This window comes from Microbacterium sp. A20, from assembly GCF_004794515.1.
Lineage (GTDB): Bacteria > Actinomycetota > Actinomycetes > Actinomycetales > Microbacteriaceae > Microbacterium.
Map to the genome: position 1 here is coordinate 1 of NZ_SSDF01000080.1, position 19,433 is coordinate 19,433.

Below are 19,433 nucleotides of genomic sequence, written 5' to 3' on the forward strand. Positions count from 1 at the left end.
GCAACGCGATCTCCGCCCTCGACGACGCCACCGTCACCGGCACCGGCACCGGCGGAACCGCGGCACCCACCACCCCCACCGGAGGCAACACCACCACCGGAGACGACGGCATCCTCGGCGGCACCCAGCTGGGACTGCCCGTGACGCTGCCGATCACGATCGGTGGGAACGCCATCTCGGTGGTCGGCGAGGCGACGGTGACCGGTCCGGGCACCGGTCCGGGGACCGACCCCGGTACTGATCCCGGAACGGACCCGGGAACCGACCCCGGGACCGACCCGGGAACCGACCCCGGCACGGACCCGGGAACTGACCCCGGCACGAACCCGGGCACGTCGTCCGGTGCCGCCACCGCCGCTTCTGGCGCGGTGACCGCCGGGCAGGCGGAAGGACTCGCCATGACCGGTGGAGCTCCCTCGGAAGGACTGATCGCTCTCGCCGCAGCCCTGCTCCTCCTCGGAGGCGCGGGACTCCTGCGACGCCGTCGGCTGATGGCGTAGCGAAGACGCCGGTGGTGCGGTCGTCCTCGGGGGAGGAGACCCCGCACCGCCGGTGCGCCGCCGCGTCCATCCCCACTCCGACGGGTCCCCAGCTCGTCGCTCGACGCCGGCGCCACAAGGGCGGATGCCCCGTGGACCCCACCACGGGGCATCCGTCGCGCCCTCCCCGCGGCCGCAGTCCGCTCGGAGAACAGCAGTTCCCTCGGCCTCTCTGCGGGAAAGTGGCCGAGGGAGCTGCGAATCTCCGACGGAACCGCCGGGCCCGACGGAGTGCCGGGCCCGGGAGCGCCCGGAACGGATCAGGGGATGTCGTCGACCTCGCCGTGCGGGATGATCGCGGCGCGGTACCGCTCGACGAGGTCACGCCAGCCGAAGCCCTCGGTGTACTCGTGCTCGTAGACCGCTTCGGTGAAGTGCCACAGCAGATAGGGGTGCGCTCCGAGCCCGTACAGCGCACCGTAGTCGCGGTTCACGAACGCCTCGCGCTCTTCGGGCGTCAGCATCCGGTCGTCGGTGACCGCGTCGGGCCCCGCTCCCCCGGCGAGCCAGGCGTGGACGAATCCCTCGGTGTCGGCGACGTAGGCGTCGACGTTCGCGGTGCTCATCTCGACAGCGCGGATGAACTTGTTCATCATGTACCGGCTCACGATGCGGCCCTCCACAGGAAGAACGGACTGGAGGCGAAGCGCGAAGTCGTCGCCTCCGCGAGCTCGGCCGGACGCCCCTGCATCGCGGCGAGCGCGGCCACGATGTTCACGTACTGATAGGTGACGTTGCCGGCCGCCATGATGCGGTCGTAGCGGCATCCGGCGATGGCTCCGTCGAGGTCGCCGTCGCGCATCCACCCCACCGCTTCGGCGTCGAACTCCGGGTCGGGCGAGCCGTTGAACGTGCGCGGCCCGCCGACATCCGTGGCCATGTGCCCCGAGGTGAGCAGTCCCACCCTGGCGTCGCTGTCCCAGGAATCGACCGCGGTGCGCAGGTGGTGTCCGAGAGCGGCGAAGCGTGCGGCGGTCGGCAGCGGCGGCAGGATCGAGTTCGCGTGGATCGGCACGATCGGCAGGTCGAGCTCGGGCCGCACGTACTGCAGCGGCAGCACGAAGCTGTGGTCGAGCCGCCACTCGTGCGAGACCGAGAAGTCGATCGTCTCGGGCAGCACCTCGCGGCCTGTGATCTGCGTCGCCAACTCCGGGTTGCCGGTCAGCTCGGCGTACTCCATGCCGAAGGTGCGCACCTCGTTCTCATAGGTGCCGTGGTACGACGCCGCCTTGCCGACGATGAACGCGGGCGAATTGTCGGAGAAGAACTGCCGCACGTGATCGGTGCCGAGCACGATGAGCGTGTCGACTCCGGCATCCGTGATCGCCTCGCGGATGCGGCGGAAGTTCGCCTCCACCTGCACGAGATCGTCGGGCATCGGCTCGCGCATCGCCCGCCACAGCAGCGGATTGTGCGGGGTCGCCGCGGCCATCACCAGTTCAGCCACGATCGGCTCCTTCCATCGCGCTCACAGCCGGAACAGCTTGCGTGCGTTGTCGAGCAGGATCTTCCGGCGCGACTCCTCCTTGAGCCCGAGCTCGTCGAACTCGGCCATCCAGCGGTCGGCGGTCATCACCGGCCAGTCCGACCCGAACAGCACCCGGTCGGAGATCAGCGAGTCGGCGTAGCGGACCACCTCGGGCGGCAGATACTTCGGCGCCCAGCCGGACAGGTCGAGGTACACGTTCGACTTGTGCCACACCATCGCCAGATTCTCGAGGTGCCACGGCCACGCCGGGTGCGCGCTGATGATGTTCAGCTCGGGGAACTCCGCGGCCACGTCGTCGATGTACGGCACGGGCCGCGCGTTCTCGAGCCGATACCCGCCGCCGCCGGGAGTGCCCGCACCGGCCCCGGGGAATCCGGAGTGGAACATGACCACGAGTCCGAGTTCGGCGCAGGTCTCCCAGATCGGGAAGAACCGCCGATCGTTCGCCAGGAACTTCTGCCGCGAAGGGTTGAGCTCGCCGACGCCCTTGATGCCGTATTCGGCGTGCATCCGACGGATCTCGGCGACCGCGGCCTCGCCCTTCCACGGGTCGATGCCGGCGAAGGCGAGGAACACGTCGGGGTGGTCCTGCTGCGCCTTGCCGAGGAGGTCGTTCGGTGCACCCTTGATGCCGCTCGTGGTCTCGGAGTCGGAGTTCACGATCACGGCCATCATCTTGCGGTCGCGGTACTGGTCGGCCTGCTCGGCGAACGACACGACCGGCCGCTCCCGCCCGAAGTGCGCCGACATCTGCGAGTGCCGCTGGCCCATCGCCGCGATGAACTCCTCGGTCTGCGGGTGGGTGTGGACGTCGATCGCGACGAGGTCGTCGATACCGGGCATCAGGCTGCCCCTTCCTTCGCTCGTGCGGGTTCGGGATCGGATCCGGACCGCAATCCGGTCAACGCTTCGGTGTCGGCGCCGAGCCCGGGCGCGTACCGCAGCTCCGGCCGACCGGAACGCTGGAATCGGATGCTGGGCACCGGCACGCGCAGAGCGCCGTCCGGCCCGTCGATCTCCTCCACCAGCCCCATGCTCGCGATCTGCGGATCGTCGAACAGGTCGCCCATCGTGTTCAACGGGCCGTGCGGGATGTCGTGCGCGGCGAGCCGGTCGAGCCAGTACTGGCGGGGCCTGGTGGCGGCGATCTCCTTGAGCACGACGTCGAGCTCGTCGTAGTTGCGCACGCGCCCCTCGCGGGTCGAGAAGCGGGGGTCGTCGGCGAGGTCGGACCGCTCGAGCACGTCGAGCAGGCCGGTCCAGAACTTCTCGGGCACCGACATGTGGATCACGAATGCCTTGTCGTCCGACCCGCGGCAGGCGTAGGCCTGCGCGCGGCGCGGGCGCGAGTCGGGCGAGGAGACCTGGCCGGTCTCGAGGAATGCCGACGCCGACTCGGTGAGGAAGTCGAGCAGCGCCCCCACCATCGTCACCTCGACGTGCTCCCCCACCCCGCTCACATCTCGGGCGTGGAGGGCGGCGAGCACGGCCTGCACGGCCGACATCCCCGACAGCAGATCGGAGAACGCCGGTCCGAGCGGACGGATGGTCGATGCCGGGACCACCTGGCTGTACATGCCGCCGGTGGCGGAGATGACGGTGTCGTACGCGGGCCGCTTCGCGGCGGGACCGGTCGGGCCGAACCCGGTGATCGAGCACGTGATCACCCGCGGGTTGCGGGCATGCAGCGCCTCGGGACCGAAGCCGAGCCGCTCGGCCACTCCGGGGCGGAAGTTGTCGAGCACGATGTCGGCGTCGTCTACCAGGCCGAACAGTGCAGCGAGCCCCTCGGCGCTCTTGAGGTCGAGCACCACCCCGCGCTTGCCCCGGTTGTAGGCGGCGAACTGCGGACTCATCGTCGCGCGGCCCTCCCAGCGGCGCATCGGGTCGCCCTCGGGCGACTCGACCTTGACGACGTCGGCCCCGAGGTCGGCGAGCAGCTTGGCGGCGAACGGGCCGGAGATGTACTGGCCCGTTTCGACCACGCGGATCCCGGCCAGCGCTCCCGCGCCGGGTGATGCAGAAATCGTCACTTCAGGTCTCCTCTTCGATACCGAGGGCGGTCAGCGCACATCGACGACGACCTTCCCGTCGCCCTTGCGGGGGAAATCGCGATACGCCGTGGCGATGTCGTCCAACGCGTAGCGGGTGCCGACGAGCGAGGGCAGCGCCCCCGACCCGGCGAGCGCGAGCGCTTCGGCCACGTCGGCGTAGCGCGCGCTGGCGACACCGAACAGCTGCTTGCGGCGCAGGTAGAAGTCGCGGGAGTCGATGCGCAGGTCGCTGTCGACGGATGCCGCGCAGAACACGGCCCTGCCGCCCCAGCGGAGCGCGGAGATCCCCGCGCTCAGGGTGGGGGCATGCCCGGACACGTCCAGCACGACATCGAAGCCCTCTCCCCCGTCGAGCGCCGTCGCCAGAGCGGCCGCATCCGTCGCGTGGATGATCTGCTCGTCGCCCAGCGGCGCGATCTCCCGGCGTGACGCGGCGACCACATCGGCGCCGCGGGCGAGGGCGATCGCCACCGCCGCACGTCCGAGTGTGCCGCCGGCGCCGGTGATCAGCACGCGGTCGCCTGCGGCGAGCGCGACGGTGCGGACGGCGTTGATGACGATGGACGCGCTGTGCACCACGGCGGTCGCCTGCGCGGCGTCGAGGCCGTGACGGTCGATCGCGTTACGGGCGGGGACGGTGACGAACTCGGCCGCTCCGCCGTCGCGGTGCACGCCGACGACGGTCTGTGCCGGGCAGTTCGCCTCGTCTGCGGCCAGGCAGTGCGCGCAGGTGCCGCACGCGATGTTCGGCTTGACGACGACGGTCTGGCCGATGCGCCTCGGGTCGACACCCGCCCCGACGGCGACGATCTCGCCCGCCGGGTCTATGCCGAGGATGCGCGGCAGCTGCGCCTGCGCCCCCGGCCCGATGCCGGCGATGACGTTGAGGTCGAGCTGATTCACGCCGACGGTGTCGACCCGCACGAGCACTTCGCCCTCCCCGGGCGTCGGCTCGGCCGCCTCCTGGACGGTCAGCCCGTCCAGGTCATGACGGCTCAGCACGGCGGCACGCATCTTCACCTCTTCATCGCGGGAATCTGTTTGGGATACTGTATCCAATTTTCATCACGGCCGTCTAGACCCTGTTCGAGCACGATATCCCGCAAACCGTGGACACGTGATCCCAAATTGGATACCGTATCCCAAAATCCGCGTGAGGCGCCCCACTCCACGGAGGAGTCGCACGCACTTGCCCGAATGGAGAGTCATGCGCACGACACGAAACAGACTCGGCATCGCCGTGGCCGGAGGAGCCGCAGCACTGACGCTGCTGGCCGCCTGCGCCGCGCCGACACCGACACCGGCAGAACCCGTCGACCTCGGCGACGGCGAACCCGGAGCCGCCGAAGACACCGACATCACGGTGGCCATCCCCTTCCCCGACATCACGATGTACTCGATGTTCACCCTCGCAAGCGACCTCGGCTACTACGAGGAGGAGGGCCTCACCGTCGAGGTCATCACCGCCGACAACGTCACGGCCGCGGTCGCCAGCGGCAGTGCCGACATCGGCGTCGAATCCACCGGCACCGTGATCGATGCCATCCGCGGCGGCGTCGAGATCGACCTGGTTTCCGGCCACTACTGCCGGCAGAACTTCGACTTCGCGGTGCAGTCCGACGTGAAGAGCGTCGACGATCTGGACGGCACCTCGATCGTGCTCGCCGGTACTCCGGGTGACCCCGCCGAGTTCCAGCGGGCGCAGGTGCTGAAGGAGGAGGGCTGGGACGTCTCGTCGATCGACGCCGAGGTCGTCTACCCGGGGCCCGGATCGGAGTCGTGGACGGAGTTCTTCGTCAACGACAAGATCACGCTGCAGCCGTTCTACGCCGACGACCGCGCCGCCCTCGAGGAGCACGGCGCGAACATCGTGGTGGAGTCGCTGCGCAACTGGGCCAACGACGTGCAGATCGCCGGCACGAGGTGGGCGCAGGAGAACCCGAACAGCCTGGTCCGGTTCCTGCGGGCCACGCTCAAGGGCACCGACTTCATGACGGCGCCCGCGCCCGGCGAGTTCCCCGAGAACGCGGAGGAGGCGCTGGACATCTACGAGGCCAACGACTTCGACGTCGCGGAGCTGCGGGAGTCGGACAGCGTCTGGATCCTCGACGGTCACCTCGCCTGCCCGAACCTGTACTTCGACGGCGAGGCGTGGGACACCACCATCGAGACGCAGAAGCTGGAGCCACTGGAGTTCGACGACAGCCAGCTCGTCTACCTCCGCAAGGCGCAGGAGCTTCTGGCCCTCGACAACGAGGGCCCGGCGACGCTGACGTACCCCTGACCCCGCTTGCTCACAAGAGAGGCCCCACCGTTGCGCATGGCGGTGGGGCCTCTTCACATCGAGGGCACAGGCTCGGGCGAGTCCTGCCGGACCCGCGCCAGCGCGAACCGACGACGGTTGCTCTCCGACAGGTCCAACGTGTCCGGTTTGCCAGCTGGAACATCATCCGGAAGCTGCGGGGTCATACGCGCACGCACCTCCGGCGAAACGACCGCGTTCCATGTCTGCATGTCGAACTCCAGTTCGCCGATCGACACATTCCCGTTGAATCGATGAGTCGTCCCGACCATCGCGACTGCCGCCAGCTCGAACGCTGCCGCGTCGCCATCGACGTTCTTGTCGAGGATGGACACGAGTCCCTTGTGGCCGTTGATACTTGCCATCAGAGAGAGCTTGAGCCTCAGCGTCTCCGCCGTTTCGCCGGCGATGGCGCCGGGAGCGGCGAGCCCGTCCGCGAGATGACCGGCGACGTCGACGAGCAAGAGGGTCGCGCCGTCTAGACTCCTGCCTTCCTTCTGCAGAGCCTGCGCTCGCATAAAGATGCTCAGCGCGTGCACCTCCCCGAACACCTGCAGCATCCGGTCGCGATCGAATTCCCCCCTCGAGTAACCACGACAGACTTCCTCGCTCAACCAGGTCAAGAGGTCGTCTGCGGATGAGTCCGGATGCGCACGTCGCGGCTCTGCCTCGACGTAGCGTGCGAAGAGGAAAGTGATCAGGTCGGCGACACGATCATCGGGTCTCAGCGTTCTCGAGCGTTCCTCGCGGAGCTTCCTCACCGCGATCCGCACCACGGATGGCTGCGCGGCGCCGAAGATCGAGGCGACGGCCGAATCGGCGACGGCTTCACGAGAGGTTCCCACGAGCGACCGCATGACCCGCGCGATCAGGACATCAGACACATCGTTCTCGGGCACGCCGAGGCTGTAGTACCGCTCCTGATAGCGCTCGTCGGCAAAGGCGCGAGGGTGGAGCATCGCGCCCTCTGCTCGCAGACCAGGGTAAAGGAACCGCACTGCTGCCCATGCCCCGGAGACGTCCACCCTTCTCGTCGAGTCCTCGATCCGCGACCTCCATTCCTGGTCGGTGAGGCCGTCTCCCTCTCGCTTCGTGCTGATGCCCTCTCGCAGCTGCGGTGCCCACAGAGGGAGAGCTTCGTATACCTCGTGGTGGTTGAGCCGCAGGTACGCGAGCGCGGCGAAGTCCAGGAGATCCACCTCACCGGGCACAAGTTCCGAGAGCACACGGAGGTGCTGCTCGTATCGAGCAATCTGCCGCGGCGTGACGAGTCCGTCTGTCAGGCTGTCAACGAGCAAGGAGTAGCGCGATAGCTCATGCTCCTCCAGCAACACGCCTTGCTGCTCGATCGCACGGCCGATGGACGCCGAGACGTGATGCCAACGAGTTGCCGTGCTGATCTGAGGGAGCTCGAACGGATGTTGAACGATCTTCTCCATGAAGGAACTTGTCCGCCCGCCAATGCCCTCGGATGCCAGCAGGTCCTCCACGGTGTCGGCATCGTAGGCGACCAGGTAGTGCACGTTCGGAAAGCGGCCGAGAAGTCGAACCACCTTGAGGAACTCCAACAGCTCGGCCGAGTCGAGCCGATCGATGTCGTCGCAAACGATGAGAACCCGTTTCGCTACCCGCTCAAGGGACGCCGCCATCGCCTCGAACTCTTCGGACCACGGCTTCCGTCTGACGACCTTGTCTCCCGCGGCCCCGGCCAGGTCGCTTAGCCCTCCGCCCGGGACAAACGACAGGAGCGGACGCGCCCAGTCGATGTATCTCTTGAGCGCCTCGCGAGCGGACAGCTCGGACTCGAGTTGCCCGCCGAGCGCGTTGTCGAGCGCAGAGACGAACTCGAGCTGCAGCCCTGTTGCACCAGAGGCGGCCCACGGTGTGAATGATTGCACGATCCATGAATCGGGAAGCGACTCCGCGATCATCGCGGCAACTGAGGACTTCCCACTACCCCATCGCCCGACGAGTCCGAACACCGTACTGGTAGCACCCACCGGCACCGCGTCGATGGTCTTCGCGACGAGCCCCGCGAACGGCGACCTGCCAAACCTGTCCTGGTCGATGCGATGCAACGGGTCGTCGGACCATGACTGTGTTTCCCCCATGAGTTGACAATATATCGGCGATGAGTTCTCGACCCGATCGAACTCGATCTCGCTGGACCCCGGGCAGAACGCGCGACATCGGGTGGGACGACACTCGCGATCTATACGATCGTTTTGATCGTTTGGTACTATTAGTCCATGACTGATGTGCTGCCCGTCTCCGATGCCAAGAGCCAACTCGGTGCGCTCGTCGATCGCGCGCACCTCATGCACGAGCCGGTGTTCCTCTCCCGCCGCGGACGCCGCGTCGTCGCCATCGTCGATGCAGATGAATTCGATCGCCTGCGGGAGCTCGCTGAGGACGCGGAGGACGCGGCCGCCGCCGTCGCCGCACGCCGCGAGGCTGAAGAAACCGAAGCGATCCCCGTACCGTGGGAGGAAGTGAAGGCGGAACTGGGGCTCGTGTGAGCTACCGGATCGACGTCGCTGCGCCGGCACAGCGGCAGTTGCGGAAGCTGGATCCGCAGGCCCGGCGTCGCGTGCAAGCGACGATCGAACTCCTGGCCGAAGAGCCTCGACCGCCTGCGGCGAAGATGCTCATCAACAGCGATGGCGCGTGGCGCGTCCGCGTGGGCGACTACCGGGTGATCTACGACATCGAAGACGATCGTCTGGTCGTGCTCGTGCTCGCCGCCGGGCATCGCCGCGAGATCTATCGCTGAGCGAACAGCTCCATGACTCCGGCGGGATACAGTGGCACCGCCTCAGCGTCGTCATCGAAGCTGCGCCAGACGACGGGAACCACCGCCTCCACCGCACACCCCCACGCGCGAGGAGTCAGAACACGCCGCGTGCGCGGGTGCGCCTACGGCGTATCTTGACCCCTCAGGTGGGGGGACAAGACCCGACCCCCGTCGCGCATGAGACGGGGGTCGCGAGTCGGTGGGGCTCGGGCGGATGGTGCCGGTCAGCCGACGATCTTGCGCTCGTCGTACCAGGGCGCGAGCCGGCGGCGGAGCACGGAGATGAGCAGCAGCGTGAGGTTCGCGATGATCACCATCACCACGACCATCGCGATCGCCTCGTCCATGCGGAACTGATACGCCGCGAACTCGAGCAGGTGGCCGAGGCCGCCAGTGCCGCCGAGGAACTCTCCGAGCACCTCTCCCGTGAAGCCCAGAGCCGCACCGCGCTGGATGCCGGAGAGGCTGTACGGCAGCGTGGCGGGGAAGATCACCTTCCATCCGAGCCCGATCCCCTTCGCGCCGTACACCCGGGCCGCATTGACGAGCGACGGGTTCACGGTGACGGCGCCCTCCATCGTGTTCAGCAGGATCGGGAACACCGCCAGCAGGATCACGAGCGCGATCTTCGACTCGCTGCCGAGCCCGAGCCCGAGGATGAACAGCGGGGCGAGCGCGACCTTGGGCGTCGAATACAGCACCCACAGGAACGGCGCCACCATGAAGCGCAGCACCGGCGACCAGCCGACCGCGAGACCGACGACCACACCGACGACGATCGCGATCGCGAGTCCGATCAGGAGGTTGGTAACGCTGAACGCGAAGGCGCTCCAGAACTCCGGATCGACCATGAGCTGCCCGAACGCGACAGCCACCGCGGTCGGCGCGGGCAGGAAGGCTTCGGGGATCCAGTGGAACCAGCTGACGGCCGCCTCCCAGAGGAGCAGCACCGCCGCGATCACGCCGATCAGCAGCAGCGTCCACTTGCCCTCACCCGCGCGCACCACCCGCCGCGGCCGCACGATGCGGACGGTTCCGGTTGCCGAGACGACACTCATCGCTTGCCCTTCCTCGTCCACGGCGCGACCCCGCGCTCGATGACCGTGACCACCTGGGTCATGCCCACGCTCCACAGCACGACCACCGCGATCGCGGCGAAAGCCTGGTCGGTCTGATAGGTGTTCGAGGCGCGGATGATGAGCGCGCCCATGCCGCTGGACGAACCGGCGAGCTCGGCCACGACCATGCCGATCGTGGCGAGCACGACCGCCTGCCGCAGACCCGCGAACAGGAACGGCACCGTCGACGGCAGGTACACCGAGCGGTACAGCCGCATCCGTCCGGCACCGTACACGCGGGCGGCGCGGATGATCGACGGGTTCGTGGTGCGCATGCCCGCCGCGACGTTGAGCAGGATCGGGAAGATCGCGCTGATCGTCACGAGGAAGATCACCGGGCCGATCCCGAAGCCGAACCACGCCTTCGCGAGCGGCTGATAGGCGATCGACGGTGTCGCGTAGATGGTCCACGCGATCGGGCCGATCACCCGGTCGACCGGAAGCGAGGCCCCCATGAGAAGCCCGACGGGGATGCCGACGACCACCGCGAGCGCGAAGCCGGTCAGCCACGCCTGCACCGAGATACCGGCGTTGGCGGCGAGCGAGCCGTTCGCGACGATTTCGCCGAAGCCCTGCGCGATGGCGAGGGGCGGCGGGAGGAAGACGGGACTGATCCATCCGAACACCCCGACGACCAGCTGCCACAGCACGAGGAGGATGACGACCTCGATCGCGATGACCGCAGCCTTCCCGCGGGCGCTCAGACCCGCGAGCCAGGCGGCGACACCACCCCGGCCGAGGTTGGGACCGGTGGCGAGGAGTGCGGTCATTTCGACACCGCCGCCGCTGTGGCCTCACCTTCCAGCGCCTCCCAGAGGTGGTCGCGGAGTTCGAGGAAGCGCGGATCGTGCTGCACCGACCGCTCCGACCGAGGGCGCGGGATGCCGGTGGTAATGATCTCCTTGATCGCGCCGGGGTGGCTCTTGAAGACGACGATGCGGTCGCCCAGGAGGATGGCCTCCTCGATCGAGTGCGTGATGAAGAGGACGGTCTTGCCCGTCGCCTCGATGAGCTTCTCGATCTCGTCGCGCATCACCTCACGGGTGAGGGCGTCGACGGCGCCGAGCGGCTCGTCCATCAGCAGGATGCGCGGCTCGGCGACGAACGCGCGAGCGAGGCCGACGCGCTGCTGCATGCCACCGGAGAGCTCACGGGGATACGACGACTCGAATCCCTTGAGCCCCACCATGTCGATGGCTTCCTGCACCTTCGCACGCCAGTCGGCCGTGCGCAGACCCTTCTGCATCTCGAGCCCGAACTTCACGTTGTCGAACACGGTGCGCCAAGGTAGCAACGCATAGTCCTGGAAGACGACGGCCCTGTCGGGTCCAGGGCCGTCGACCTGCTTCCCATCGACGAGGACCGAGCCGGTGCTCGGCGCGACGAGGCCGGCGATGACGTTCATGAACGTCGTCTTTCCGCACCCCGACGGGCCGAGCACCGTGATGAACTCACCTTCGAACACGTCGAGGTCGACGTCCTCGATCGCGATCAGCTTCTTTCCCGTCCGCGCGACGTCGTAGCTCACCGAGAGCCCGGTGACCGAGATCAGCGGATCCGCCGAGTCCCGTGCGGTGTCGTTCACGTCAGTCATCGTCGACCTCTCGTCTCATCGCCGCGCGTCGGTGCGCGGCTTATCGCAGCTTAGGAAGCACCTCGGTGCCGAGGAGTTCGATCTGCTCGAAGAACCGATCGAACTTGAAGCGGAAGTCGAACACGAGGTGCTCGGTGCCGACCTCCTCGAACCGCTTGATCTGCTCGACCGCCTCGTCGGGGCTGCCCACGATGAGCTGACCCTCCAGGTCCTCCACGGTCTCGAAGCTGCCGGACGGCGGCTTCACGGCGAACTTGGCTTTGTTCGCCCAGGCGAGAAGGCCCGGGATGTTCACGTGCTTGAGCGCCTCTTCGCGGGTGTCCTCGATCGAGGTGGGCGGGATGACGGCGATGGTCGGCATCGGCCGGCCGTTCTCGTCGGTCATCTCGCGCATGGTCTTGATGCGCTTCTCCATCGTGAGCAGCCCGGTGCGTCCCGGCATCCATCCGTCGGCGAACTCCGCCGCCAGACGGGCCGAACGCGGAGTCGCGCCGCAGTACCAGAACGGGATGCGTCCGCCGACGGGCTTCGGCTCGATCGTGACGTTCTCGAACTTGAAGATGCCGTCGTCGTAGGTGACGTCGTTCTCGGTGAACACCCGGCGCAGGATCTCGGCGTTCGAGCGCACCATCTCCACGCGGTCCAGGTCTCCCCAGCCGATCGCGTCGAACTCGTGGTCGAACGTGCCGGCGCCGAAGCCGAGGATCAGGCGCGGGCCGAGCAGCTGCGTCATGGTGCCGGCCATCAGGGCCGTGACCAGCGGGTGACGGAACGGGATGAGCGATCCGGTGCCGAGCTCGATCTTGTCGGTGACGGCGCCGATGGCGGTGAGGGTCGTCAGCGCGTCGTAGAACGTGCGGTTCGGCTTCTCCATCTCGCCGTGCGGCTCGAACACCAGGTGGTCGCGCACCCAGACGGAGTCGAATCCGAAACTCTCGGCGAGCTTCGATCCCTCCAGGAGCTTCTCCTTGCTCGCCTCCTCGCCGAAGTGCGGCAGCAGCAGTCCGAATTTCATGTCAGTTCCCTTCCGCGGCGAATGCCGCCCTGTCTTCCGCCGATGCGGCGAGCTTTCCGAATGTGCGATCGCCGACGACCTCGTCGCCGACGTAGACGTCGACACCGCGCACGAGGGTGCGCTGGATGCGGGCGCTGATCGTGCGCCCGTCGTAGGGGGTCCAGCCGATCTTCGACAGCACGCCGTCGTTCGTGATGGTCCACTCCTCGGCGAGGTCGGCGATCACGATGTCGGCATCCGCCCCGATCGTGAGCGAACCCTTGACGCCTTCGAGGCCGAACTTGGCGGCGGGGATGTGGGCGACCATGTCGATCGCGCGCTGCAGGTCGAGCTCGCCCTTGTTCACCGCGTCGAGCATGAGCTCGTAGTAGTACTGGATGCCGGGGGTGCCGGTGTGCGAGCTCCACATCTGCGTCCAGCCGACCTCCTTCTCCTCGCGGGTGTGCGGGGCGTGGTCGCTCGCGGCGATGTCGATCGTGCCGTCACGCATGCCCTCCCAGACGGCCGCGCGGTTGTCGTCGGGCACCCAGTAGCTGAGCGCGTACGGACCGAGGGTCTCGACGTCGTTCCAGGTCGACAGGAACGGCGCCCAGTGGTTCACCTCGCAGGTCACGTCGATGCCGTTCTGCTTGGCGCGGCGCACGGCCTCGATCGAACGCCGGGTCTGGATGTGCGCGATGTGCACCGGGCAGCCCGAGGCCTCGGCGAGGCGCAGCACGACGTCGATCGCGGTGTCCCAGATCACTCCCTCGCGGGCGGCGTAGGCAGACGCGTAGCCCTCCGGGGTGTTCTCGCCGCGGGCGAGGTAGGCACCCTCGATGTAGTCCATGAGCGCCTGGTCGTGCGGGTGCACGATGAAGCGCTTGCCGGTCTGGGCGATGTGATCCATGATCTCGAGCAGGTGCCCGTGGTTGTGGATGCCGGTGCCGGAGGGGTGCGGGTAGTCGCGGCCGGTGTCGACGACCATGTAGATCTTGTACGCCCGGATGCCCATCTCGCTCATGCCGGCGATCTCATCGAACTTGGTCGGCGCTGGGTTGTGGTTCCAGTCGACGATCGACGATTCCTCGTACCGGTGGAACACGTCGGTCAGGGTCGCGACGTCGGTGGTCGGCGGCTTGAGGTTCGGCATCCCGAACATCGTGGTGACGCCGCCGGCCGCGGCCTGCAGGCTCGTCGTGTAGATGTCGTCCTTGTGCTCGTAGCCGGGTTCGCGGGTGTGCACGTGCACGTCGACCATGCCGGGGAGCACGAGCTTGCCGGTGGCGTCGACCGTGCGCTCGGCGGTGATGTCGGTGCCGGCGGCCACGATGCCGGCGACCTTGCCGTCGGCGACGAGCAGGTCGGCGACGACCGGGCCTGCGGGGGTGACGACGGTGCCGCCGGTGATCTTCAGATCAACGCTCATGGCGCGACCTCCTGCTTCTGAACGGATTCGGTGGTGACGGACTCGCCGATCGCGGGCGACGGCGAAGAACGGTGGATGAGATGTGCCGGCCGCACGTACTGGTCGAACCAGCCGACAATCACCGGGGTGGTCTGCTCCCAGTACGCGTCGTACGCGGCGTAGTGGGTGGTGTGCCGCTGCATGATCAGCTGCTTCGGGCCGCGCGCGGCCTCGTACAGCGCCTCGGCGTGATCGGTCGGGGTGGTCGCGTCGCCCTCGACGCCGATCACGAGCAGCGGCGTGGTCAGGCGGGCCGCGGCTTCGATCGGCCGGTAGGCGATGATGCCCTCGGCGCACGCCAGCGGCACGGCGGTGGGGATGCGGTCGTCGACATCGGCCTTGATCTTGGTGGCACGGCGTTCAGCAGTGGGGATCATGATCTCCTCGCGGGGGTGCACGATCCGCCCCTCCCCCGAGGTGACGCGCAGACGGCGGTCTTCGGCGAGGGAGTTCTGGAAGTCGAGCCATTCGTACTCGCTGCGCATGCGGTGCAGCCAGTCCTCGCCGTCGGCGACCGGCACCTGGCTGACCGCGGCCTTGATGCGGGGGTCGGCGTCGGCGAGGAGCACCGCGTTGCCGCCTCCCGTGCCGCCGGTGCCGAACACCCCGATCGCGTCGGCGATCACGTCGTCGCGGGTGGTGAGGTAGGTCACGGCGTTCACCAGGTCCTGCAACTGCCAGGCCGGCGAGAGGTAGCCGCGGTCGCCTTCGGAGTCGCCGAAGCCGCGGTAGTCGATCACGAGCACGGCGAAGCCGGCCTCGACGAGGGCCTCGTGGTAGCGGACGTAGAGCTTGGCGTCCTTGAGCCCGAGCCAGCCGGGCCCCTGCACGATCGCACGATACGGCCCCACGTGGTCGGGGGTGCGCCACACGGCGGAGATGCGCTGACCCTCGCTGAAGTACGAGACGGGTGTGGTCTGCATGGGTTCCTCTCGGCTGAACGCGGCGTCGCGATCGGCGAACTGTGCCGCTGCGGTGGGGCGTTTCTCATCTTGACCTATTTTGGATCCAGAATCCAGTATTGATTTGGATCCAGAATCCGCGTTAGCATGACCGCATCACGTCGACCCGATTGGCCGACGTCGGTGGTCCCGACCTGGACTGCGAACGTGCTCGCTCTTGCGCCCCTTCCCGTCCTCGTCTCCCGGAGAACCATGCCCGCCACCGCCCGCGCTCTCAGCGCCGCTCCCGTCCTCGCCCTCCTCCTCGCCGCCGGATTGAGCGGATGCGCCGCCACCCCCGCCGCTCCCGCCGCTGCCGCCGATCCGAAACCCGTCGTGCTCGACAACTGCGGCACCGAGGTGTCGATGGATGCCGCACCGCAGCGCATCCTCACCATCAAGTCATCGACGCTCGAGCTCGCCCTGGCGCTCGGCGCGGGCGACCGGATCATCGGCTCCGCCTTCTCCGACGGCCCACTGCCCGACGATCTCGCAGCGGGCGCCGAGGACATCGACGTCGTCTCCGACAAGGTGCCGTCGAAGGAGGCCGTGCTCGAACTCGAACCCGACCTGGTGTTCGCCGGCTGGGAGTCGAACTTCTCGGTCGACGGCGCCGGCGAGCGTGCCGATCTGGAGTCCCTCGGCATCACCACCTACGTCGCGCCCGCCGCGTGCAAGGCCGCGGGGTACATGCCCGATCCCCTCACGTTCGACACCGTGTTCGACGGGTTCGCGGAGGCGGGCGAGCTGCTGGGCGAGGAGAAGGCCGCGGCTGCGCTGGTCGAGGAGCAGCGCGCGGCCCTCGATGCGATCACCCCCGACGAGCGCGGCCTGACCGCAGTCTGGTACTCGTCGGGCACGGACCAGCCCTTCGTCGGCGCCGGCATCGGGGCACCGCAGATGATCATGTCGACCGCCGGGCTCGACAACCTGTTCGCCGACGTGCACGACACCTGGACGTCGAGTTCATGGGAGCTGATCGCCGAAGCCGACCCCGACGTGATCGTGCTGGTGGATGCCGCGTGGAACACCGCGGAATCCAAGATCGCGCTGCTCACGTCGAACCCGGTCACGTCGCAGCTCGACGCCGTGCAGAACGAACGGTTCGTGATCGTCGACTTCCCCGCGACCGAGGCCGGCATCCGCAACGTCGACGCCGTGGAGTCGATCGTGACCCAGCTCGGAGAGCAGTGAGCGTCACGGTCCCGTTGCGGGCGGCGATCCCGGTCGCGGCGCCATCGACCACTCACCCGCGACGGCGGCGCACGGTCTCGGCGGTCGCGGTGCTGCTGCTCGTGCTGACCGGCAGCGTCGTCGCGGCGGTCGCGATCGGACCGGCTGACATCACGCCCGCCGAACTCGTGGCGAGTGTGTGGTCGCATGTGTCGGGCGCCGCCAGCGGGCTCACCCCGATCCGCGACGCGATCATCTGGGAGGGCCGGGTGCCCCGCGTGCTCACCGCCGCCGCGGTCGGTGGTGGTCTGGCCCTGTGCGGTGCCGTGATGCAGGCGCTCACCCGCAACCCGCTCGCCGATCCGTATCTGCTCGGGCTCTCGTCGGGCGCGTCCACGGGTGCGGTGATCGTGATCGTCCTGGGCGCCGCGGTGGCGCTGCCGTTCGCCGCGTTCGCCGGTGCGCTGCTCGCTCTCGTGCTGACGCTCGGCCTCGCCCGCGCCGCCGGTTCTGCGGGACCGACCGCCGTGGTGCTCGCGGGTCTCGCCGTGTCGGCCGTGCTCGCCGCGCTGACGAGCCTCGTGATCTTCTGGAGTGCGACGAACGACAGCTACCGCGAGATCCTCAGCTGGCTGCTCGGCTCGCTCGGCGGTGCGGACTGGGCGGATGCCGCTCTCGCCGGGGTCGCCGTGGTCGTGTGCGCGGTCCCCCTGCTCGCCTCGGCGCGCCCTCTCGACAGCCTCGTGCTCGGCGACACCGCGGCCGAGGCGCTCGGCATCCCGGTCACCCGCCTGCGGGTGCTGCTCTTCGTGTGCACGGCGCTGCTGACCGGAGCCCTCGTCGCGGTGAGCGGATCGATCGGCTTCGTCGGGCTGATCCTGCCGCACGCCGTCCGCGCGGTCGTCGGCGCCCCGCATCGCGCGCTGCTGCCGGTCTCGTTCCTCGCGGGGGCGGTGTTCCTCATCTGGGCCGACACCATCGCCCGCACCGTGTTCGAGCCTCGTGAGCTGCCGGTGGGGATCGTCACGGCCCTGATCGGCGGCCCTGTGTTCGCGCTGCTGATGCTGCGCATGCGGAAGGGTCGGGCATGACCGGCGTGCGGGCGAGCGGCCTCGACGCCCGCCGCATCCGGTTCGGCCACGGCGACCGGCTGATCATCGACGGCATGCACATCGCGGCTCCCGGCGGCGCGGTGACCGCGCTGCTCGGCCCCAACGGCTCGGGCAAGAGCACGCTGCTGCGCCTGATCGCCGGCACCCTGCGCGGCGAGGTCGAGGCCCTCACCCTCGACGGAGCCCCGCTCCCGGCGCTGCGACGACGCGAACGCGCGCAGCGGGTGGCACTGGTCGAGCAGGAATGGTCGGCGGCCGAGGGCATGACCGGCCGCGACATCGTCGGACTCGGGCTGCTCCCGCACCGGGGATGGTTGTCGTTCGAGGGCGAGGAGGCGGATGCCACGGCCACGGATGCGGCCCTGGCACGCGCCGGTGCGCTCGAGTTCGCCGACCGTGACGCCGCGACCCTGTCCGGCGGCGAGCGCCAGCGCGTGAACCTCGCGCGGGCGCTGGCTCAGCGTCCGTCACTGCTGCTGTGCGACGAACCGACGAACCACCTCGACATCCGGGCGCAGCTCGACGCGCTCGTGCTGCTGCGCTCCCTCTCCCGCGAGGGCATGACCGTGTTCGCCGCGCTGCACGACCTCAATCACGCGGCGGCATTCGCCGACCGGGTCGTGGTGGTCGCCGACGGGCATGTGCAGGCGGCCGGGCCGCCGCAGGATGTGCTGACGCGCGAGCTCATCGCTCGCGTGTGGCGTGTCGACGCGGAGGTGCTCACGCGTCCGGGGAGCGATCGACCGCTGATCGTCTTCGACGCCGCGATGGCTCCGACGTCCGGTCGCTGAGAGGCTCGGTCGACTCAGTCGACGCCTCAGTCGACGTCTCGGTCGACGACGGCCAGGCCCTCTTCATCGAACACGACGCCCTCGGCGATCAGACGCTCACGGGCGGCATGATGCACGACGCCGCGCTTGCGCGGGTCGACCTCGAGCAGACCGAGCACGATCTCGCGGGTGGCGTTCGGGTGATGGGCGACCTCGATCCGCACACCCCAGAACCGGTCGGTGGCGAAGCGGGCGAGAGCCTGCGCGTCGGCATCCGGATTGTGAGCGGCCGCCGCGCGGATTCCCTGATTCGGGTCGTCGACGAGCTGTGCGAATTCCTCCGGCGTGTGCGCACCCCGTGCCAACCTGTAACGGCGTTCCTCGTCGGCGAGCTGCTCCGGCGTCTTGCGCTTCCCCATGGCGTCCCCGTCCTCCCGGAGCCGCTGCGCACCGGGAGCGTCAGTCTATTCGGGGCATCCGACGCGAAGACGGCGGTCGTGGAGGCTGCCGTCGGCGGTCCGCGGAGCGGAACCTAGGCGTGCGCCAGGCTCGGCGCGCGGACGAATGCGCTCAGTCGCAGCGAGAGTGCTTCGGCTTCGGCCTCGGCCTCGTGGTCGGCCTCCGCCGCGGCCGCCGAGACCTCGGGAGGAACAACACCCGACCCTCCGCCGACACCGGCGAGAGCGCAGGACCGGGCCGGAGTCCGCAGCTGGTCGAAAGTCATCGGCAGGGTCTCGCATCGCGCGTGCCCGCAGAGCACGTGCGCGAGCTCATGGGTGACGGTGTGCAGCCGAAACCACCGCGGATCGGAACCGCGCACGGGTATCCGCACGCGATCACCCTCGGCGAGGATGAACGGCGCGACCGTCATCCACTCCGCATCGTCGAGGACCTCGATCTCGATGTCCATGCCGGTCAGCGCCGACACCCGATCGGCGAGGCACTCCACGCTGGTGCCGCATTCGGCCTCCAGCTCTTCGAACAGCCGATCCACGCGGCGTCGATCATTCATCATGACTCACCCCTCCTGCAGTCCGGCCCCCTTTCGGCCGAACATTCCCTCACGGGGAGAGACGGTGCCGATG

Annotated in this window: 20 protein-coding genes and 1 pseudogene; 7 read left to right on the forward strand and 14 right to left on the reverse strand. The window is 68.6% G+C overall.

Annotation, left to right across the window (positions count from 1 at the left end; genetic code table 11):
- Positions 1–500 (forward strand): annotated as a pseudogene (locus DW298_RS10685) (hypothetical protein); the annotation flags it as partial.
- A 299-nt stretch (positions 501–799) separates the two neighbouring features.
- Here DW298_RS10685 and DW298_RS10690 read toward each other — a convergent pair.
- The 5 genes from DW298_RS10690 to DW298_RS10710 are packed head-to-tail and all read right to left on the reverse strand — an operon-like array spanning position 800 to position 5,096.
- Positions 800–1,147, reverse strand: a complete 348-nt coding sequence (locus DW298_RS10690; RefSeq protein WP_136042467.1) for a hypothetical protein — start codon at positions 1,145–1,147, stop codon at positions 800–802.
- Complete coding sequence (locus DW298_RS10695; RefSeq protein WP_136042468.1) at positions 1,144–1,986, reverse strand: hypothetical protein; 843 nt, start codon at positions 1,984–1,986, stop codon at positions 1,144–1,146. The genes DW298_RS10690 and DW298_RS10695 overlap by 4 nt, the downstream gene beginning before the upstream one ends.
- A 21-nt stretch (positions 1,987–2,007) precedes the next feature.
- The gene (locus DW298_RS10700; protein WP_105712145.1) at positions 2,008–2,871 is read right to left on the reverse strand and encodes an amidohydrolase family protein; all 864 of its coding nucleotides are present in this window, start codon (positions 2,869–2,871) and stop codon (positions 2,008–2,010) included.
- Positions 2,871–4,061 (reverse strand): CoA transferase, encoded by a 1,191-nt coding sequence (locus DW298_RS10705; protein ID WP_136042469.1) that lies wholly within the window; start codon positions 4,059–4,061, stop codon positions 2,871–2,873. The genes DW298_RS10700 and DW298_RS10705 overlap by 1 nt, the downstream gene beginning before the upstream one ends.
- A gap of 30 nt (positions 4,062–4,091) precedes the next feature.
- Complete coding sequence (locus DW298_RS10710; RefSeq protein WP_136042470.1) at positions 4,092–5,096, reverse strand: alcohol dehydrogenase catalytic domain-containing protein; 1,005 nt, start codon at positions 5,094–5,096, stop codon at positions 4,092–4,094.
- 193 nt (positions 5,097–5,289) lie between these two features.
- Between DW298_RS10710 and DW298_RS10715 the strand changes: the two genes are divergently transcribed.
- Positions 5,290–6,366: an ABC transporter substrate-binding protein gene (locus tag DW298_RS10715; RefSeq protein ID WP_136042471.1), complete on the forward strand. Its 1,077-nt coding sequence runs from the start codon at positions 5,290–5,292 to the stop codon at positions 6,364–6,366.
- Between the two features lie 53 nt (positions 6,367–6,419).
- Here DW298_RS10715 and DW298_RS10720 read toward each other — a convergent pair whose 3' ends face one another.
- Positions 6,420–8,462, reverse strand: coding sequence for a P-loop NTPase fold protein (locus DW298_RS10720; RefSeq protein WP_168429454.1), 2,043 nt, complete (start codon positions 8,460–8,462; stop codon positions 6,420–6,422).
- Between the two features lie 171 nt (positions 8,463–8,633).
- On the opposite strand from DW298_RS10720, the gene DW298_RS10725 reads away from it, so the two are divergent.
- Both DW298_RS10725 and DW298_RS10730 read left to right on the forward strand, forming a co-directional pair.
- Positions 8,634–8,903: a type II toxin-antitoxin system Phd/YefM family antitoxin gene (locus DW298_RS10725; protein WP_136042473.1), complete on the forward strand. Its 270-nt coding sequence runs from the start codon at positions 8,634–8,636 to the stop codon at positions 8,901–8,903.
- Positions 8,900–9,157 (forward strand): type II toxin-antitoxin system RelE/ParE family toxin, encoded by a 258-nt coding sequence (locus DW298_RS10730; RefSeq protein ID WP_136042474.1) that lies wholly within the window; start codon positions 8,900–8,902, stop codon positions 9,155–9,157. Before DW298_RS10725 ends, DW298_RS10730 begins: the two co-directional genes overlap by 4 nt.
- A gap of 245 nt (positions 9,158–9,402) precedes the next feature.
- On the opposite strand, the gene DW298_RS10735 is transcribed toward DW298_RS10730, so the two are convergent.
- Genes DW298_RS10735 through DW298_RS10760 form a run of 6 tightly spaced genes read right to left on the reverse strand, consistent with a single transcriptional unit; the run spans position 9,403 to position 15,275 of the window.
- On the reverse strand, positions 9,403–10,236 hold the full coding sequence (locus tag DW298_RS10735) for an ABC transporter permease subunit (protein ID WP_105712150.1): 834 nt from the start codon (positions 10,234–10,236) through the stop codon (positions 9,403–9,405).
- Positions 10,233–11,066 (reverse strand): ABC transporter permease, encoded by an 834-nt coding sequence (locus tag DW298_RS10740; RefSeq protein WP_136042475.1) that lies wholly within the window; start codon positions 11,064–11,066, stop codon positions 10,233–10,235. Before DW298_RS10740 ends, DW298_RS10735 begins: the two co-directional genes overlap by 4 nt.
- The gene (locus DW298_RS10745) at positions 11,063–11,890 is read right to left on the reverse strand and encodes an ABC transporter ATP-binding protein (RefSeq protein WP_136042476.1); all 828 of its coding nucleotides are present in this window, start codon (positions 11,888–11,890) and stop codon (positions 11,063–11,065) included. Before DW298_RS10745 ends, DW298_RS10740 begins: the two co-directional genes overlap by 4 nt.
- 40 nt (positions 11,891–11,930) lie before the next feature.
- The gene (locus DW298_RS10750; RefSeq protein ID WP_105668873.1) at positions 11,931–12,905 is read right to left on the reverse strand and encodes an LLM class flavin-dependent oxidoreductase; all 975 of its coding nucleotides are present in this window, start codon (positions 12,903–12,905) and stop codon (positions 11,931–11,933) included.
- A 1-nt stretch (position 12,906) separates the two neighbouring features.
- Positions 12,907–14,313: a dihydroorotase family protein gene (locus tag DW298_RS10755; RefSeq protein WP_136042477.1), complete on the reverse strand. Its 1,407-nt coding sequence runs from the start codon at positions 14,311–14,313 to the stop codon at positions 12,907–12,909.
- Positions 14,310–15,275 (reverse strand): CocE/NonD family hydrolase, encoded by a 966-nt coding sequence (locus DW298_RS10760; RefSeq protein WP_136042478.1) that lies wholly within the window; start codon positions 15,273–15,275, stop codon positions 14,310–14,312. Before DW298_RS10760 ends, DW298_RS10755 begins: the two co-directional genes overlap by 4 nt.
- Before the next feature lie 231 nt (positions 15,276–15,506).
- Between DW298_RS10760 and DW298_RS10765 the strand changes: the two genes are divergently transcribed.
- From DW298_RS10765 to DW298_RS10775, 3 genes are all read left to right on the forward strand, one after another.
- Complete coding sequence (locus tag DW298_RS10765) at positions 15,507–16,487, forward strand: putative F420-0 ABC transporter substrate-binding protein (RefSeq protein ID WP_136042621.1); 981 nt, start codon at positions 15,507–15,509, stop codon at positions 16,485–16,487.
- Positions 16,488–16,576: 89 nt separating this feature from the next.
- Complete coding sequence (locus tag DW298_RS10770; protein ID WP_136042622.1) at positions 16,577–17,557, forward strand: putative F420-0 ABC transporter permease subunit; 981 nt, start codon at positions 16,577–16,579, stop codon at positions 17,555–17,557.
- Entirely contained in the window at positions 17,554–18,369 is an 816-nt protein-coding gene (locus tag DW298_RS10775; RefSeq protein WP_136042479.1) for an ABC transporter ATP-binding protein, read from the forward strand. The genes DW298_RS10770 and DW298_RS10775 overlap by 4 nt, the downstream gene beginning before the upstream one ends.
- 26 nt (positions 18,370–18,395) lie before the next feature.
- Here the strand turns inward: DW298_RS10775 and DW298_RS10780 are convergent, their stop codons facing one another.
- A complete protein-coding gene (locus DW298_RS10780; RefSeq protein WP_136042480.1) occupies positions 18,396–18,767 on the reverse strand; it encodes a hypothetical protein in 372 nt (123 codons plus the stop codon).
- Positions 18,768–18,880: 113 nt separating this feature from the next.
- Entirely contained in the window at positions 18,881–19,363 is a 483-nt protein-coding gene (locus DW298_RS10785) for a hypothetical protein (protein WP_136042481.1), read from the reverse strand.
- Between the last annotated feature and the right edge of the window lie 70 nt (positions 19,364–19,433).